Origin of the sequence: Ottowia caeni, assembly GCF_050821495.1 — a bacterium.
Lineage (GTDB): Bacteria > Pseudomonadota > Gammaproteobacteria > Burkholderiales > Burkholderiaceae_C > Ottowia > Ottowia caeni.
Window position 1 is genome coordinate 956,733 of sequence record NZ_CP151080.1, and the last position, 17,293, is coordinate 974,025.

The window sequence follows — 17,293 nt, forward strand, 5'->3', positions numbered from 1 at the left end:
CCATACTCCTCGCAAGTGAATGAATTTAACCTGGATCCGGATCCAGGTTTATCTTTTTAACAGGTAACAATAGCTTAAATGCAAGCATTGATCCAGCGAGTTTCGCAAGCGCACGTGACCGTAGCCGGCCGGGAAACGGGTCGAATCGGAGCAGGGTTGCTGGTTCTGCTGTGTGCGGAGCGCGGCGATGAGCAGGCGCAAGCAGATCGGCTGCTTGCCAAACTGCTTAAGCTACGAATTTTTTCCGATGCGGCCGGCAAAATGAACCTGAGCGTGCAGGACGTCGCTGGTGGTCTGTTGATCGTCAGCCAGTTCACCCTGGCTGCGGATACCAGTGGTGGTAACCGGCCTAGCTTCACCGCTGCCGCTTCGCCAGAGCTGGGTTTACGGCTTTACGAGTATTTTGTGGCGCAAGCGCGGCAGCTGCACCCGCAGGTGGCCACTGGCGAATTTGGAGCCGACATGCAGGTGACGCTGATCAACGATGGGCCGGTCACACTGCCGCTGCGCGTTGCAACGGGTTGAGAGGGTCCTCGGGCCGCAAGGCAGGCTCAGGCAGCACGATGGTGAAGCAAGCGCCACCATGAGCGGACGCAGATAATTCGACATCGCCGCCATGCAGTTGCGCGATGCGTCGCACTACCCAGAGTCCCAGCCCGAATCCCTGGGCTCGGGCGCCTTCGCCGCGATGGCCTCGCTCGAAAAGATGGATAGCGGCGTCCGAAGGCAGTCCGGGTCCCTGGTCGCAGACGGATAACCGCAGGTTGCCGTTGTCATCCGCTCTTGCGGTGACGAATATCTTTCCGGGCACAGCATGCTTGACGGCGTTGTCAACCAGATTGGATAGTGCAATTTGTACCAGCATCGAGTCCCATTCCCAAGTGTCGGGCGCTTGGTCAAACTCCAGATGAAGCTGATGATGGCGAGACCACTGCGCCAGTTGGGCGGCATCTTGCAACTGCCGGGTGACCGAACTGCGTTCCAGGCGCGGCTTAAAGGCGCTGGCATCAAGCCGATCCCCGACCAGGCAGTTGTCTAAAAGCATTGCCATTTTCCGGCAGACGCGGCGAATCTGCGCGGCGCGCTCTCGCTGCGGCTCGATTTCTGCAGAGGGGAAGGCGAATTGTTCGGCTGCGGCGCTGTCCACTATTGCCAGCGGCGTGCGGAACTCGTGGTTGATCAGGCTGAAGAACTGCTGCTGCTCATTTCGCATATTGCGTTCGCTGTCCAGGGCCTCCCGTAGTGTTTGCTTGGTCTGCTGCAGCTCGGCTGTGCGTTGGAGTACTCTCTCCTCAAGCAAATGCTCTGAACGAGCCAGTTTTTCCAGCAACTGGATCTGGCGGCGCTGCGCATGCTGAAAGCGCGCGATCTGCTCGGCGCCCACAGCCACCATGATCATGATCAGCAATAGTAGCGTCGATGCCTGCCAATAGGTGCCGGGCTCCACGGCAGAGGACGTCAGCCCCATGTAGGCCGCAGGCATATACAGCCCAAGCAGGCCGAATAAAGTGTAGGGCGCTGCGATCAAGGCGCGGACAGTGGTCACTCCGTGGCGCCACATGTTGGTCCACGCCACCACTGAGCAGAAAATAGCCGTCAGCCAAGGCGAGAGGAAGGCGAACCACGACCATTGCGCGTACGTTCCCGTGGGTACGCTGAGCATGGCCAGCAATAGAGCCACGACGTGCGCCACCATCAGGCGGTCGAGCCGGTGCCACGAGGTGCCTTGCGTGAAGAACTCGCGTCCTTGCCAGGCGACGGCGGCAGGCAAGGCGAACACGCTCAGCCGCACTATCGTGTCGAACCAGCCTATCAGGCTTTCCGGTAGCCAAAGAAGAGGGTAGCCCCGTGTGTTCAGGCTGTGGATCGTCACCATCAGGGCGAGTAGGGCCGAGGCTGTCAGGCTTCGAGTGCGCAGCGCCAGCGCAGCCCCGCCGATCAACAGCAATAGCACCATGTAGATGCCCAGATGCACACCGGATGCCCATTCGACTCGCGACAAGTCGGCCAGGAGTCCGCTGTTTCGCCACAAGTCGCCATATATCTGAATGCTGGTGGCGGTTTTCAGGCGAAGCAGTAGCGGCTTGCCTTCCAATACGGGAAGCAGGAGCTGGCGCGTTTGTATGCGTTGGGCGACGGGGGTGGTGTCGCCGCTGGTGTGTTCCAGCCAGCCTCCTGAGCCATCGGAGCTGCGCTGATACAGGGTGACTTCGTCCAGATGGGGCGGCATCAGGCCGAGCCATAAGAGGCCTTGACCTGGTGGTGGCTTTTCGGGAGGGTGTACACGAAGCCAGTGCACGCTGTTGGAATAGCCTTTGCTGAAGGGTTTGCTTAGCCAGGTGAAGGCCATGTCGGGCAGGGCATCCACCTCATCTGGGGAGAGGGTGCCCGCTGGATCCTCCAGTACCCCAAATGGCAGGTCGGGGCCAAGCCGAAGGCCGCCCCCAGGTGATTCCAGGAGCTGAGGGCTCAGCACTGCTGTGAAAATCAGCAGCAGAGACACAGTCAGCCAGGTCAGGAAGCCGAACAGGCTGCGAAAGCGTGGTTCGTCGGCTGCTGCGGCGAGCAGCGATGTGTGCTGGGGCATGGGCTGCTTAAGCCCTATGAATTCGCGTTGTCAGAGTCGGCGTACGGGTCAGGCAGCCCCAGCGCGGCCATGATTTGCGTCTCACGCGCTTCCATGGCTTCGGCGTCGGCCTCACTGGTTTCATGGTCCCAGCCCTGGGCGTGCAGCACGCCATGCACCAGCAAGTGAGCATAGTGCTCGGCGAGCGGCTTGTTCAGTTCGGCGGCCTCTCGTGCTACCACGGGTGCGCAAAGGACCAGGTCAGCGGCCAGCAACGGGGCGTGACTGTAGTCGAAGGTGAGCACGTTGGTGGCGTAGTCCTTCTGGCGGTAGTCGCGGTTCAGTGTCTGGCCTTCTTCAGCATCCACCACGCGCACGGCAATTTCGGCAGCTTGCACGTCAGGAGCCAGTGCGGCGCGGATCCACCGGGCGACCATATGGCGAGGCAAGGCGGCACGGTGCAGGGGAGCTTCGGGGAAGCGCACCACGCGCACGCTGAGGCTGAGTTCTGGGGCAGGCATAGGTTATCTGGAACGCGTGGTGCTGACTGCGCTGCTTGTCTTGCGCTGGGCATCGTAGGCGTCCACGATGCGTGCTACCAGCGGGTGCCTCACCACGTCCGCCGAGGTAAAGCGAGTGAAGGCTATTCCTTTGACGCGCTTGAGAACGCGCTCGGCGTCTATCAGGCCGCTGGTGGCCTCCTTGGGCAGGTCGATCTGGCTGATGTCGCCCGTGACCACGCAGCGCGCTCCGAAACCGATGCGTGTGAGGAACATTTTCATCTGCTCGGGCGTGGTGTTTTGTGCTTCGTCGAGGATGACGAAGGCGTTGTTCAATGTGCGTCCGCGCATGAAGGCCAGTGGCGCGATTTCAAGTTGGTTGCGCTCGAATGCTTTCACCACCCGGTCGAAGCCCATCAGGTCGTACAGTGCGTCGTACAGGGGGCGAAGGTAGGGGTCAACCTTCTGTGTCAGGTCGCCGGGCAGAAAGCCCAGGCGCTCGCCAGCTTCCACCGCTGGGCGGGTCAGCACGATGCGCTGCACCGCGCTGCGTTCGAGCGCATCAACCGCGCAGGCTACTGCCAGATAGGTTTTTCCGGTTCCGGCGGGGCCGATACCGAAGGTGATGTCGTGCGTGGCAATATTTTCAAGGTACACGCTCTGGTTGGGGGTGCGTGCCTTCAGGTCGGCCCGGCGCGTGTGCAGGCGCTGGGTGCCATCCTCGTCCTCTGATAGCGAGGCGCTGTCTCCGGCCAGCATGAGCTGAACGGTCTCGTCGCGTATCGGGCGATCGGCCAACTCGTAGAGCGCTTGCAACACTTCGAGTGCGCGTTCGGCATTCTTCTTATGCCCGTCGATCTTGAATTGCTCGTGGCGGTGCGCCACCGAGACCTGCAGCCCTGTCTCGACAGTGCGCAAGTGTTCGTCCATGGGCCCGCAGAGATTGGACAGGCGGGTGTTGTTGTGGGGGGTAAAGGTATGGCGGAGGATCACACTGGCGATTCTCCACCAAGTTGAGGCACTGGTGGTTAGATATTAGGATGCAACGCGTTTAATGTGCTCCCCACTTGATCGTGGAAAGGTCAATGCCATCCTGATGCATTTCCCATAGCGGACTCATGGTGCGAAGCTTGTTTACCGTCGTGACGACTTGCTCGACGACAGCATCAACTTCTGCCTCGGTGGTGTATCGGCCGAGCGTGAATCTGATCGAGCTGTGTGCCAGCTCGTCGCTTCGGCCCAAGGCCCTTAGCACGAATGACGGCTCCAGAGATGCTGAAGTGCAGGCTGATCCGGAAGAAACCGCAACGTCTTTCATACCCATGATCAAGGATTCGCCCTCAACGTAGTTGAAGCTGACGTTGAGATTGTGAGCAATACGATGCTCCATGCTTCCGTTTACATAAATTTCTTTGAGTTGACTCAATCCGTCGAGCAGTCGATTCCGTAGCTCTCCGACGCGCTTGGATTCCTCCGTAAACTCCTGCTTGGCAAGCCTGAATGCCTCCCCCATTCCCACGATCTGGTGAACAGGTAGGGTACCCGAACGCATCCCCCTTTCGTGACCACCACCGTGAATTTGCGCTTCTATGCGAATGCGCGGCTTTCGTCGCACGTAGAGTGCGCCGACACCTTTTGGGCCATAAACTTTATGGGCAGTCACGGTCATCAGATCAACTTTGAGATCGTCTACGTCGATCTCGATTTTTCCTGCGGCCTGAACGGCATCACAGTGGAAAACAATTCCACGCGCACGGCAGAACTCACCGATCTGCTTAATTGGTTGAATCACGCCGATCTCGTTATTGACCATCATCACAGACACCAAAATGGTGTCAGGGCGAACGGCGTTTCTCAGAGTGTCCAAATCCAGAAGACCATCGTTATTGACTTCCAGATAGGTGACATCGAATCCTTGTCGTTCGAGGTCTCTGCATGTGTCCAATACCGCTTTGTGTTCCGTGCTGACTGTGATGACGTGCTTGCCTTTGCCCGAGTAGAACTTTGCTGCGCCTTTGATCGCAAGGTTGTTGCCTTCGGTGGCACCTGAAGTCCAAACGATCTCACGTGGATCAGCGCCTAGAAGGCTCGCCACCTGGACTCGAGCTTCCTCGACGGCGTTCTCTGCTTCCCACCCGAAACTGTGGCTACGTGAAGCGGGGTTGCCAAACAGCTCGAAAAGGTATGGGGTCATTTTCGTTACGACGCGCGGGTCCACGGGCGTTGTCGCGCTGTAGTCCATGTAAATTGGGCGCTGACGATTGTTCGATTGCTGCATACGATCTCCAGATGGGTAGTAAACACGGCGCTGTTGCGGACCAGCAGGAGAAAGAAACCCCTCTTTGTACTGGTCAGATTAGCTCTCTTATCTTGACTGGGTTCCGAAAAGATCGGAGCATCCGCGCTCCGATGTGAAGTGCAAATGGGGGCCTGAGCCTGACTTGCCGACTCGTGACCGGTCAACCGAATGGCTGATTCACCCTGGCTCCGCTGCCCTTTCGGAGTTGATCCGCGGGCAAGCTCACAATTAATCACGCGATTACAAACTTCGCCCCTTCAGCAGACTATGCTGGAATGACTCGATGTGTTTCTGTATGGCCAGGACGGCGGCTTTGCTGTCGTGATGCTTCAGTGCACGAAGCACCTCGCTGTGTTCTTCGAGGACTTCATCCAGATGCGTTTCGTTCGATAGTGAGAGCGCCCAGAAGCGTTGCGAACGCGCCTGGAGCAATCCGAGAAGTTCCACCAGAACGGGGTTGCCAGATGCCAGGGTGATCTTGTCGTGAAACTGCTTGTCATGCGTGAGGACAGTGGCGAGATCGCGTGAACGGACAGCGGTTTCTATTTGCTGCGAGAGCATTTCCAGTTGCTCAATTTCTTTCGGGCTTATGCGCTCGGCGGCCAGGCGAACGCAAAGCGCTTCATTGACGATTCGTACTTCGATCAGGTGCAGGGCATCGTCAATGGACAACGGCGCAACCATGACTCCCTTGCGGGGAAGAATATGGACCAGACCTTCGGTTGAGAGACGGTGCAAGGCCTGGATGATCGGCGTCCGGCCAAGACCGAACTCGGTCATCAGCGATGAAGCGTTCAGGTATTCGCCTGGTTTGTACGCCAGTGTGGTCAGTCCACTCTTAAGCCGCTCATAGGCGATATCGGATTGGGACTGAGGCGTAGTCACGCGCCGCGTTCGCGTCTCGACTGGGCTCACAGCATTCTGCCCGGGAATTTTTTTCTCATACATAGCCATCCTAACAGGGCGTACCCCCTTGACAGGCATAGAACCTAGGGTCAATACTAGTGTGAAATTTCACAACAACATCAATAATACATCACAAGAATTTCAATTGAATGGATGTTATCAGTCATATGACCAAATTGCAGTTCCAGATCGACCCTGTGTCTAGTGCAGTTAGCGCGGAAAGCGCGCCTTTGCAAGTTGAATTGAGGGATCTTGTGATCGCTGGCTGGGCAGGCCGCGACGCGAGTGCCATAGAACACCACATTGTGGAGCTCGAGCAACTTGGGGTTCCGCGACCCAGTGCTGTTCCGCTGTTCTATAGGGTTGCAGTGAATCAGCTTTCTCAAAGCGATGCGTTGCAGGTTGTTGGTGCCGACTCATCAGGTGAAGTAGAGGCCTTCATCTTCTCGCATGGCGGGCAGGCCTATGTCTCAGTAGCTTCCGACCATACTGACCGGCAACTTGAGACACACAGCGTTGCTCACTCCAAGCAGGTATGCGTGAAGCCGGTCGCTACGCACGCATGGCGTTTGGACGAGGTGATTGACCATTGGGATCAGATTTTCATTCGCTCCTGGATAGAGGAGGGGGCGCGCGGGTGCTCTATCAAGAGGGAACTCTGGCCGGGCTACGCGCACCAGGTGACCTGATTGGGCGGTGCTTCGGCGAATCGAACGCAGGACGCATTCCTGATGGGGTAGGGATGTTGTGTGGCACGGTACCTGCTAAAGGAGGTATCAGGCCTTCGAGAACCTTCGAAATGGAAATCGAAGATCCCGTGCTGAAACGCACGATTCGACATGGTTACCGCTGCGAAGAGTTGCCAATAGTCAGCTGATCTAAATCCTGAATCTCGTCGTTCAATAAACACCCTTTGTAGGAATCAAAGTGAACTCTACGGAACTTCCTGTCATCATCGCCGGCGCGGGCCCTGTCGGAATGGTCGCGGCCGCCAAGCTTGTCAAGAACGGCATTCCAGTACGGGTGCTTGAGAAGAGTGGTGAACTGAGCCTCGAATCGCGGGCGTCTACTTTTCACCCACCAACACTCGACATGCTTGACGATCTGGGCTATGCGCGCCCGTTGATCGAGCAAGGGCTGTTAGCTCCAAAAGTGCAGTATGCAGCCACAGCAGACGGCAATCTGGCCACCCTTGATTTTGCGACGATCTCGGACTTGACGCGGCATCCTTACCGTCTGCAGGCAGAGCAATTCAAGTTGACCCGCATCATTCTGGATGATCTGATCAAAGACCCGTTGTTTTCGATCAGTTTCAACACCGAGGTTGTGGGTGTGACACAGAATTCGTCCGGCGTCATCGCCCACACGTTGGGGCCAGACGGACCCGGTCACTTCAACACCAATTGGTTGATTGGTGCTGACGGAGCGGGGAGTGCGGTACGTCGATCACTCGATATTCCGTTCGAAGGATTTACGTGGCCAGAGAGATTTCTGGTTGTGACCACGACCGCAGACGCGAAGCAGATTCGTCCAGAGATCGAGTCGGTTAGTTACTGGGCAGATCCGCAGCGCTGGTACTTTTTCCTGAGAATCCAGGGTGCCTGGAGAATCATGTTCCCGGTTGATCCTTCGATGCCTGACGAAGTGGCTACCAGCCGAGAGTTCGCGGGAGAGTCTCTTGCCTCTGTACTGCCAGGCAACAACGACTTGCCTATTGAGCATGTCACGATTTACCGCGTGCATCAGCGTGTCGCGACCACATTCCAAAAGGGTCGTGTGTTCTTGGCCGGAGACGCAGCCCATATCAACAATCCGTTGGGTGGAATGGGTATGAACGGTGGCGTTCATGACGCCTTGAACCTGTCCGAAAAACTCGTCAAGGTCATCAAAGACGGCGAAGACTCGAGCATTCTGGCGAACTATGACCGCCAAAGACGTGCCGTGACGGTTGATGCGATCCAGGTCGGAACCATCAACAACAAGAAGAACCTGGAGGCTAAGACCGAGGAGGACCAGCGCGCTTACCGCGAAAGCATGCGCAAGGCCGCGTCCAGCGTCGAGGGCGCACGAGAGGTGCTGCGCCGTATTTCCATGATTGACAGCCTGGACAAGGCTGCCAGCCTTTAAATTTTCATCGGGAGATTAGTATGTTTCGTTTCCGTCATGCCGTGACCTCGCTGGTGCTTGCTGCAGTCTGCGGTGGTGCAGTTGCCAACGATAAGCCTGTCACCCTCGTGGTGCCATTTCCTGCTGGCAGCACGAGCGACCTGATTCCTCGGTTGGTCAGCCCCCTACTTTCCAAGGCGCTGAATGTCACGGTGGTGGTTGAAAATCGCCCCGGAGCCAACGGTTCACTTGGCGCGGCTCGCGTGGCGACATCGCCAAAGGATGGAACGACCCTGCTGCTGGGGACGACGGGCGTTTTCTCGATCAACCAGTGGATCTATGAGAAGCTCTCTTACAACCCTGAGAAGGATTTTGATCCGATCATCAACGCGGCGGCCACTCCAAACATGATCGTGGTGAACCCTTCAACTGGAATCAAGAGTCTGAAGGAGCTGGTCAGTCAAGCAAAGGCTCGGCCCAACGAGTTGACCTATGCGTCTGCGGGTAATGGCAGCACGAGCCACCTATGTGGTGAGTTGCTGATGAAAGCTGCCGGGATCCAGCTCGTTCATGTTCCTTATCAGGGGCCAGCTCCTGCGATGCAGGATATTCTGGCTGGCCGTGTCACGATGATTTGCGACAACCTGTCTAACGTGCTTCAGCATGTCAAAGGTGGCAGGTTGACACCCATCGCGGTCACTGCTGGGAGCCGGGCCAGTGTGCTGCCTGATGTGCCAACTGCGTCTGAAGCAGGTGTGAGCGGTGTGGATGCAGGTATTTGGTACGGCTTCGCTGCGCCTGCGGGTACGCCGGCAGAGACCGTGAAAACGCTTAATGTGGAGATCGCCAAAGCCCTGAATGAGCCTTCTGTCAAGAAGCGGCTGAACGAACTCGGACTGAACATAGTCGCAGACTCACCCGAAGAGTTCAAGGCCTTCATGAATGCAGAATCACGCCGGATGCAGGAACTGGTCAAGGTTTCCGGCGCGAAAATCAAATAATCAAGGAGAGTTTCGATGGCAATCAACAAAGCACATGACGAGTTCCACACCATTGACATGGTGGATGGGTGGGAACATCCTCCCGGGTACGCGCCGGATCTGAATGTCCAGCAAAAAATTCTGTCTGGATCTCTGGATGAGCAGGCAAAGAAAGGCTCACGCACCAGGCTCCTGCGCTTTGCGCCCGGCGTCTTCACGACAACGCCCTTTGTGCATGACTACTGGGAAGAGGTGTTCCTGGTTTCTGGTGACCTCACGGTCGGCAATGATGAGTCAGGAAATGGTGGCACACCTTTCGTCGGAACGACCTACGCTTGCCGTCCGCCGGGGGCTTATCATGGTCCCTTCAAGTCGGAGAACGGCTGCGTTCTACTCGAGATTCACTACTACGACCCGGCTTGATTGAGCTTGCCAGGTCCCAGCGGGGCAGGGCCCCGCTGGGATTTCATTTTGTGAAATCGGATTAATCTGCAAAAAAGCAGTTTCTTGAATGCGAGTGGACGTGTATCCAACTATCAATGCCCTTTCAGCGGACTTGTCTCATGGCCGCACCAGCTCGGTTGAACTAACTGAAGCTGCTTTGGTGCGAGCGCAAGATCCTATGGGTGAGGGCTCGCGGGCCTTCACACGCCTGGATGCCGAGCGTGCACGTGCTGCTGCCAAGGCCAGCGATACCTTGCGGGGCGCTGGCATCGTCCGGTCGCCGTTGGAAGGCATTCCGATCTCCATCAAGGACCTGTTCGATGTGACCGGTCAAACTACGACGGCGGGTTCTGTCGTTCTTCGCGAAGCTGCAGAGGCTCAGCGCAATGCCGTCGTCGTCGACCGGCTGATTGCTGCAGGCGCCGTCATTGTCGGGCGAACGAACATGACGGAGTTTGCTTTCTCGGGGTTAGGGTTGAACCCCCATTACGGCACCCCGAGGAACCCCTGGAACCGGGAGGAGGGCGGACGCATCCCCGGTGGCTCTTCGAGCGGCGCAGCGGTGTCCGTGACTGATGGCATGGCCGTGGTGGGTATAGGCTCGGACACGGGCGGGTCGGTGCGTATTCCATCAGCACTTTGTGGGCTCACCGGCTTCAAGCCGACACAAAGGCGCGTGCCGAATGATGGGGCGTTACCCCTTTCAAGCTCTCTCGACTCGGTTGGTCCAATCGCAGCCAGCGTGAGTTGCTGTGCAATTACCGACGCTATTTTGAGTGGTGAGCCGTGTCCTGACCTGGAGGCGCGCGCGTTGACCGGCATGCGCCTGCTCGTGCCCACTACCGTCGCTCTCGACCACCTGGACGATGCGGTCGCCAGTGCGTTTGAGCGTGCTTGTTCAAAACTCGCTGCAGCTGGCGCGTTCATCACCCGCGCAGCGCTGCCCGAATTTGGCCAGTTGGCCGGCCTGCAGACCAAGGGATCCATTGTCGGCGCAGAAGCCTGGGCGTGGCATCGTTCCCTGCTTGAGACGCAGCAGGGCAGCTACGACCCCCGGGTAGCCACCCGCATCATGAATGCCCGTCAGATTGGAGCTGCTGACTACATTGATCTGCTGACTGCGCGAAGAAAATGGATTGAATCAGTGGAACAACGCATTGCACCATACGATGCGCTGCTTATGCCCACTGTCCCGATCGTCGCTCCACGGATCGACGCATTGGAGAAGAGTGACGAAGCGTACTTCGCCGCCAACGCGCTGATACTCCGGAATCCGACCTTCATCAACTTCATGGATGGCTGTGCCATCTCGCTTCCTTGTCACCATCAGGGAGAAGCGCCTGTCGGTCTGATGCTGGCCGCAGCCGGAGGACGGGACCATGAGTTGCTGGCATTGGCGCTAGGTGTCGAGAAAATGCTCGCCAGGTAGGAGCTGGGCTTCACCGGGACGATGGTGGCGTGGAGTGAATGAGCCGCTTGCGTGAGCCCTCCGCAGATCTGACGAACACCTGACGCTGGCATACTGCCAGTTGACCATTGTTCGTCAGTTTCGCGCCCCTAATGAACCAACAAACCCTCTCTGGCTTCATATGGTCTGTCGCCGACCGCCAGACCGGCGAGGCAGCTGCCAAGCTCAAGCAGTTACTGAGCACTGAAGAACTCAAAGACCTGGCCGACGGCGGCGAGGTGGGCACAGAAGACCTGATGGCCGCCCAGATGGCGACCCGCGCGAATGATTTGGGCATCACCTAAGTCGCGTTCACGGCCACGCCCAAAACCAAGACGCTGGAGCTGTTTGGCCTTCTCCCCAAGCCAGATGAGCCGGCAGGCGACGGTAATCTGCTTGCGCCGTTCCATTTGTATTCGATGCGCAGGCCTTTTTAGCGAAGAGAATTACGACAGGCAGCCAACGCACGCGGGGTATGCTCCGCAGATCCATGTTTTTTCGAAAGCTCCCGTGATCGGACGCCTTGCTGGCCTATTGGCCGAAAAAAATCCACCGCAACTCTTGATCGACTGCCACGGTGTGGGTTACGAGGTGGATGTGCCTATGAGCACGTTCTATTCCTTACCCGCCGTCGGCGAGAAGGTGACGCTGCTGACGCACTTTGTGGTGCGCGAGGACGCCCAGATTCTTTATGGGTTTGGAACCGCGCCTGAGCGCGAGGCGTTTCGTCAGCTGATTCGCATCAGCGGAGTGGGGCCCCGCACAGCCCTGGCCGTGCTGTCCGGAATGAGTGTGATTGAGCTTGGGCAGGCGGTCACCTTGCAGGAAGCTGGCCGGTTGGTGAAGGTGCCAGGTATCGGCAAAAAAACCGCCGAGCGCTTGTTGCTAGAGCTCAAGGGCAAACTGGGCGCAGATGTGGGCACCACGGCTGCTGCGCCCCAGAGCGAAGAGGCTGCAGATATTCTGCAAGCTTTGCTGGCCCTGGGTTACAACGATCGTGAAGCTGCAGCCAGCATGAAGGCGTTGCCGGCTGGGGTGGGGGTGAGCGACGGGATCCGATTGGCGCTGCGTGCGCTGGCTAAATAGGTAGCCCTATAGGGCTTCCCGGGGGCCTTCCGGCGTTCCGGGAAGAAGCAAGAGGAATCGCTTGTAGGAGCGGCTTCAGCCGCGATTGGTTTCCTTCCGAGCACGAGACGCCATTGATGACGGTGACCCTTCGCGGCTGAAGCCGCTCCTACAAAGGTAGGGATGATGGAGGCCGTTTTGGGCTTTCAAAGTTTTGTTTCTCATGAGGCATTTGCGTCATCTCAAGCTGGTCTGAAACCTTTCGCTAGCTTCATGGAGATGTCAGCGGCTGATGCCGATTCGCATCCGCTAGCATTCTGGCCACTCCACAGCGGCGTGAAGTCGGTGCTTCCAGCCTTTTCGGCTGCCGCTCGCAATAGTCCCATGGCATTGGTGGCCAGTGGAAACTCGGGCGCCACGCTGCTGATGGGCCCCAGCTCGCGCATTACTCGGTTGAGGATTCCCCTTGCCGGCCGACCCGTAAAAAGGTTGGTCATGGCCGTGTGCCGGGCCGCTTCGCTTTGCAGCGCCGCTCGGTGTTTCGCCGAAGTGCTGGCTTCGTCGGCGCACAAATAGGCAGTGCCTGCCTGTACTCCGGACGCGCCCAGGGTCATGGCGGCGCGCACACCGGCTGCATCTGCAATGCCGCCAGCAGCGATGACCGGCAGCCGCACTGCCGCGACGATCTGTGGCAACAAGGCGAAAGTGCCGACTTGCTCGGTCAGGTCCATGCTCAGGAAGTGGCCGCGATGCCCGCCTGCTTCCAGTCCCTGCGCAATGATTGCATCAGCTCCATGCTCCTGAAGCCAGATGGCTTCACGGACCGTGGTGGCCGACGACAGCACAAAGGCTCCCCAGGATTTGACGCGGGCCAGCAGTTGGGGCGCCGGCAGACCAAAGTGAAAGCTGACGATGGGGGGCTTGAAGTCAGCAAGTATGTCTGCGGTTTCGGTGCTGAAGGGCAGCCTTCCCGGCCCGCCGGGAACGTTGTTGATGTCAAGCCCGTATTCCGCGTAATAGGGCACGAGCGCCTGGCGCCACCCAGCATCGCGCGCGGCGTCGGGCACGGGCGTTGTGTGGGCAAAGAAGTTGATGTTGTACGGCAGGCCGCTCTGACGCAGTTTCTCGAGTTCTGCACGCATGGGCTCCGCGGCCAGCATGGCGCACGGCAAAGAACCGAGCGCGCCCGCGCCGCTAACCGCCAATGCCAGGGCGCTGCCTTGCGCGCCAGCCATCGGAGCCTGGATGAGGGGAAACGAAATGCCGAGTCGTGCGCACAAGTTGTTCATGTTCAACCGCCCTTTTCTAAAGCCACATTCCTGAAGCCACATTCTGACAGCGAGCGAGAGACACCTCTTGGGATGCCCTGCATAACTCCCTGCGGTCTGTGGCAGCACGGCCTCGGGCGATCCGCTGCGTTGCTTTTCTTGCCAATAGCTGGGCTATTGGCTGCAAAAAGACGCCTTGCGCCTCATCCCGAAGCGCACTACCACCGACTCGCGAGGGTTATGCAGGGCATTCCTTGCAATTCTCCTAAATATTTAATATATTAAATAAATGTCAGCAAAAGCCAGACTTAAGCGCCGCAACCTGCCCCTGCTCCTGCTCAAGGCGCGGGAGGCACTCATGGAGAACCGGCGCCCGGCTTTGCGCGAGCACGGCCTTTCTGATCAGCAGTGGCGGGTGTTGCGCGTGTTGTCTGATCCGGCGAACACGTTTGGGGTGGAGACTGGCCGGCTGGCCCGGGAGGCGCATTTGCTCGGCCCGAGCCTGACGGGTGTGCTGTCACGCATGGAGCGGGACGGCGTGGTGCTGCGCCATCGCAGCGAAGAGGATGCGCGCCGCAGCGTGGTGCGTGTCACCGAGGTTGGACTGAAGCTGGCCGCCTCACTTTCGGTTGTTATCGAGTCGCAGTACGACGAGCTGGAAGCAAGAATTGGCCGACCCAAATTGAACCAGATCTATGACTTGCTCGATGAGCTGATCGACCTGCAAAAAATGGATCAAGACAAAGGAAATACCATGAAGAGGGACGTGGCATGAGCGCGGTGAGTGTTCTATGAATCCAGCCGTTTTGTGGCTGCCGCAAGGCACGGTGTATGGCGCCCTGCTCAACTTCCGCCGGGAGTTCGATTTATGGGCACCAAAAATGAGCGATGCTCCTTACAAGGCGCCGCCCAAGGCCCCTGTGCTCTATATCAAGACTGCAAACACCTTTGCGCCCTCCGGTGCGGCAGTGGCCGTGCCTGGCGAGGTCGAGGTGGGTGCCACGCTTGGGCTTGTGATCGGGGACGATTTAAGTCAAGGTCAGCTATCGGTTGCACTACTAAATGATCTCAGTCTGCCGCATGCCAGTTACTACCGGCCGCCACTGCGTTTTCGCAATCGCGACGGTTTTCTCGTCTGCGGTCCAGCTACACGACCCATCTCCGAGGTGGGCGATCTGGCTGCGCTGGCGCTCGAGGTGCGGATCAACGATGTATTGGTGCAGCGGGTTGAGATTTCCACGCTGGTGCGTAGCGCCCGCACGCTGTTGGCAGATGTGAATGAGTTTATGACGCTGCAGCCGGGAGATGTGCTGACGCTGGGCACGGACTGCCTGGAAGACGGCGCGCGGCCACGCGCCAGGGCGGGCGATCGAATCGAGATCACGGCGCCTGGGTTCGCACCGCTTAACCACACCCTGATCGCGGAGGAAGCATGAAACACGCACGCATCGCCTGGGCCGGCGCCGTGCACGCCGCGATTGAGCGAGATGGTCAACTGGAACTCCAGACCCCCGCGTTCAAGGGCAAACGTCTGAGCTTCGACGAAGTCGTATGGTTGCCGCCGCTTGATCCCACGCCGTTGGGCCGGCCGCGCTCGGTGCTCGCATTGGCCATCAATTACGCGGATCACGCTCGGGAACTCGCCTTCAAGCCACCCGAGGAGCCTTTGGCCTTTCCCAAGGGTGCGGCATCGTTCATCGGACACCGCGGCTACACAGTGCGGCCCACCGACGCCACGAACATGCACTACGAGTGTGAACTGGCGGTGGTGATCGGACGTGAGGCACGGCGCGTGAAGAAGGCAGATGCCTATGACTTCGTGCGCGGCTATACCGTGGCCAATGACTATGCCATTCGCGATTACCTCGAGAACTGGTACCGCCCCAACCTGCGAGTGAAAAGCCGCGACACCTGCACGCCCATCGGCCCCTGGCTGGTGGACGCCGCCGACGTGCCTGATCCGATGAAGCTGCGGCTGCGAACCACGGTGAACGGCCAGCAGACCCAGCAGGGCACCACAGCCGACATGGTGTTCGATGTGCCGACGCTTATCGAGTACTTCACTAGCTTCATGACGCTCTACCCCGGCGATGTCATTCTGACTGGCACCCCCGACGGCGTGGTCGACTGCCCGGCGGGTAGCCGAGTTGTGTGCGAGATCGAGGGCATTGGCGCCCTGGAAAACAATGTGATTCATCCAAACGGCGCCCCTTTGCCGTGAATCTTGCGGGAGCAGCATCATGAAAATTGATCACTTAATCAATGGCAAGCCGGTTGCCGGCACCGATTACTTCGAAACCGTGAACCCGGCCACTCAGGAAACGCTGGCCGAGGTTGCCTCCGGCGGGGAGGCTGAGGTAAATGCCGCGGTGGCCGCCGCCAAGGCTGCGTTTCCCAAGTGGGCGGGCCTGCCTGCAGCTGACCGCGCCAAGAAGATCCGTGCCCTGGGTGATCTGATCGCCAGGCACGTGCCTGAGATCGCCAGCACCGAGACTGACGACACCGGCCAGGTGATCGCCCAGACCGGCAAACAACTGGTGCCGCGCGCGGCAGACAATTTCTACTATTTTGCAGAGATGTGCACGCGTGTGGATGGCCACACCTACCCCACGCCTACGCATCTGAACTACACGCTTTTTCACCCCGTCGGTGTCTGCGCGCTCATCAGTCCATGGAACGTGCCTTTCATGACCTCCACCTGGAAGGTGGCTCCATGCCTGGCTTTTGGCAACACCGCAGTGCTCAAGATGAGTGAACTTTCGCCCCTCACGGCCGCTCGCCTGGGCGAGCTGGCCATGGAAGCTGGCATTCCTGCCGGGGTATTGAACGTGGTGCACGGCTATGGCAAGGAGGCGGGGGAGCCGCTGGTGGCCCACCCTGATGTGCGGGCGGTCTCGTTCACAGGCTCTACCGCGACCGGCAACCGCATCGTGCGCTCGGCCGGCCTGAAAAAATTCAGCATGGAGCTGGGGGGCAAGAGCCCGTTCGTCATTTTTGAAGATGCCGATCTGGCTCGAGCTCTGGATGCTGCGATTTTCATGATCTTCAGCAACAACGGGGAGCGTTGCACAGCCGGTAGCCGCATTCTGGTGCAGAAAAGCATCTATGCAGACTTCGCGAGCAAGTTTGCCGAGCGAGCCAAGAAGATCATGGTGGGCGACCCGCAGGATGAGAAAACCATCATTGGTCCCATGATTTCCAAGAACCATCTGGCCAAGGTGCGCAGCTATATTGAGATGGGGCCGAAGGAAGGTGCCACGCTCCTGTGCGGTGGCCTGGATCGGCCGAGTTATGCACCTGAGTTGCCCGGTCGCGTTGCCCAAGGTAACTACGTCTGGCCAACGGTGTTCGCAGACGTGGACAACCGGATGAAGATCGCCCAGGAAGAAATTTTTGGCCCGGTGGCCTGCCTGATTCCCTTCGCCGACGAGGCAGACGCGATTGAGAAGGCGAACGACATCGAGTACGGCCTTTCCAGCTATGTCTGGAGCGAGAACATCGGTCGCGCTCACCGTGTTGCTGCCGCGATTGAAGCAGGCATGTGCTTCGTCAACAGCCAGAACGTGCGCGATCTGCGCCAGCCTTTCGGGGGCACCAAGGCCTCGGGTACGGGGCGCGAGGGCGGCACCTGGAGCTATGAAGTTTTCCTGGAACCCAAGAACGTGGCGGTGTCCCTGGGTTCGCATCACATACCGCATTGGGGAGTTTGATT

General features: G+C 58.7%; 16 protein-coding genes and 2 pseudogenes. 12 read left to right on the top strand and 6 right to left on the bottom strand.

Annotated features, from left to right (window positions below; genetic code table 11):
* The first annotated feature begins 78 nt into the window (after positions 1–78).
* Positions 79–525 (top strand): D-aminoacyl-tRNA deacylase, encoded by a 447-nt coding sequence (gene dtd / locus AAAK34_RS04585; RefSeq protein WP_231695263.1) that lies wholly within the window; start codon positions 79–81, stop codon positions 523–525.
* Here dtd and AAAK34_RS04590 read toward each other — a convergent pair.
* The 5 genes from AAAK34_RS04590 to AAAK34_RS04610 all read right to left on the bottom strand — a co-directional run bounded on the left by AAAK34_RS04590 (position 494) and on the right by AAAK34_RS04610 (position 6,313).
* Positions 494–2,587 carry a sensor histidine kinase gene (locus AAAK34_RS04590; protein ID WP_231695262.1) on the bottom strand — a complete coding sequence of 698 codons (2,094 nt, stop codon included), beginning with the start codon at positions 2,585–2,587 and terminating at the stop codon, positions 494–496. The two genes, dtd and AAAK34_RS04590, sit on opposite strands and share 32 nt — an antisense overlap.
* A gap of 14 nt (positions 2,588–2,601) precedes the next feature.
* The gene (ybeY, locus tag AAAK34_RS04595) at positions 2,602–3,087 is read right to left on the bottom strand and encodes an rRNA maturation RNase YbeY (RefSeq protein ID WP_231695261.1); all 486 of its coding nucleotides are present in this window, start codon (positions 3,085–3,087) and stop codon (positions 2,602–2,604) included.
* Positions 3,088–3,090: 3 nt separating this feature from the next.
* Positions 3,091–4,059 (bottom strand): PhoH family protein, encoded by a 969-nt coding sequence (locus tag AAAK34_RS04600; RefSeq protein WP_231695260.1) that lies wholly within the window; start codon positions 4,057–4,059, stop codon positions 3,091–3,093.
* A gap of 58 nt (positions 4,060–4,117) precedes the next feature.
* Positions 4,118–5,344, bottom strand: a complete 1,227-nt coding sequence (locus AAAK34_RS04605) for an IscS subfamily cysteine desulfurase (protein ID WP_231695259.1) — start codon at positions 5,342–5,344, stop codon at positions 4,118–4,120.
* A 261-nt stretch (positions 5,345–5,605) separates the two neighbouring features.
* Positions 5,606–6,313, bottom strand: a complete 708-nt coding sequence (locus AAAK34_RS04610; RefSeq protein ID WP_231695258.1) for a GntR family transcriptional regulator — start codon at positions 6,311–6,313, stop codon at positions 5,606–5,608.
* 125 nt (positions 6,314–6,438) lie between these two features.
* Here AAAK34_RS04610 and AAAK34_RS04615 point away from each other — a divergent pair.
* The 7 genes and pseudogenes from AAAK34_RS04615 to ruvA all read left to right on the top strand — a co-directional run bounded on the left by AAAK34_RS04615 (position 6,439) and on the right by ruvA (position 12,334).
* Positions 6,439–7,148, top strand: a pseudogene (locus tag AAAK34_RS04615) (DUF2848 domain-containing protein).
* Between the two features lie 50 nt (positions 7,149–7,198).
* Complete coding sequence (locus AAAK34_RS04620; RefSeq protein ID WP_231695256.1) at positions 7,199–8,398, top strand: FAD-dependent monooxygenase; 1,200 nt, start codon at positions 7,199–7,201, stop codon at positions 8,396–8,398.
* A 20-nt stretch (positions 8,399–8,418) separates the two neighbouring features.
* On the top strand, positions 8,419–9,378 hold the full coding sequence (locus tag AAAK34_RS04625) for a tripartite tricarboxylate transporter substrate binding protein (RefSeq protein WP_231695255.1): 960 nt from the start codon (positions 8,419–8,421) through the stop codon (positions 9,376–9,378).
* Between the two features lie 15 nt (positions 9,379–9,393).
* Positions 9,394–9,780 carry a cupin domain-containing protein gene (locus AAAK34_RS04630; protein WP_231695254.1) on the top strand — a complete coding sequence of 129 codons (387 nt, stop codon included), beginning with the start codon at positions 9,394–9,396 and terminating at the stop codon, positions 9,778–9,780.
* An 88-nt stretch (positions 9,781–9,868) separates the two neighbouring features.
* Positions 9,869–11,230 (top strand): amidase, encoded by a 1,362-nt coding sequence (locus tag AAAK34_RS04635; RefSeq protein WP_231695253.1) that lies wholly within the window; start codon positions 9,869–9,871, stop codon positions 11,228–11,230.
* A gap of 179 nt (positions 11,231–11,409) precedes the next feature.
* Positions 11,410–11,676, top strand: a pseudogene (locus AAAK34_RS04640) (hypothetical protein); the annotation flags it as partial.
* Between the two features lie 82 nt (positions 11,677–11,758).
* Positions 11,759–12,334, top strand: coding sequence for a Holliday junction branch migration protein RuvA (gene ruvA / locus AAAK34_RS04645; protein WP_231695252.1), 576 nt, complete (start codon positions 11,759–11,761; stop codon positions 12,332–12,334).
* 221 nt (positions 12,335–12,555) lie between these two features.
* On the opposite strand, the gene AAAK34_RS04650 is transcribed toward ruvA, so the two are convergent.
* Positions 12,556–13,602, bottom strand: coding sequence for a nitronate monooxygenase (locus AAAK34_RS04650; RefSeq protein ID WP_231695251.1), 1,047 nt, complete (start codon positions 13,600–13,602; stop codon positions 12,556–12,558).
* A gap of 268 nt (positions 13,603–13,870) precedes the next feature.
* Between AAAK34_RS04650 and hpaR the strand changes: the two genes are divergently transcribed.
* The 4 genes from hpaR to hpaE are packed head-to-tail and all read left to right on the top strand — an operon-like array spanning position 13,871 to position 17,291.
* A complete protein-coding gene (gene hpaR, locus AAAK34_RS04655; RefSeq protein ID WP_231695250.1) occupies positions 13,871–14,356 on the top strand; it encodes a homoprotocatechuate degradation operon regulator HpaR in 486 nt (161 codons plus the stop codon).
* A 16-nt stretch (positions 14,357–14,372) separates the two neighbouring features.
* A complete protein-coding gene (locus tag AAAK34_RS04660; RefSeq protein ID WP_231695249.1) occupies positions 14,373–15,017 on the top strand; it encodes a fumarylacetoacetate hydrolase family protein in 645 nt (214 codons plus the stop codon).
* Positions 15,014–15,802: a fumarylacetoacetate hydrolase family protein gene (locus AAAK34_RS04665; protein ID WP_231695248.1), complete on the top strand. Its 789-nt coding sequence runs from the start codon at positions 15,014–15,016 to the stop codon at positions 15,800–15,802. The genes AAAK34_RS04660 and AAAK34_RS04665 overlap by 4 nt, the downstream gene beginning before the upstream one ends.
* A gap of 19 nt (positions 15,803–15,821) precedes the next feature.
* Complete coding sequence (gene hpaE / locus AAAK34_RS04670; protein ID WP_231695247.1) at positions 15,822–17,291, top strand: 5-carboxymethyl-2-hydroxymuconate semialdehyde dehydrogenase; 1,470 nt, start codon at positions 15,822–15,824, stop codon at positions 17,289–17,291.
* The last annotated feature ends 2 nt before the right edge of the window (positions 17,292–17,293 follow it).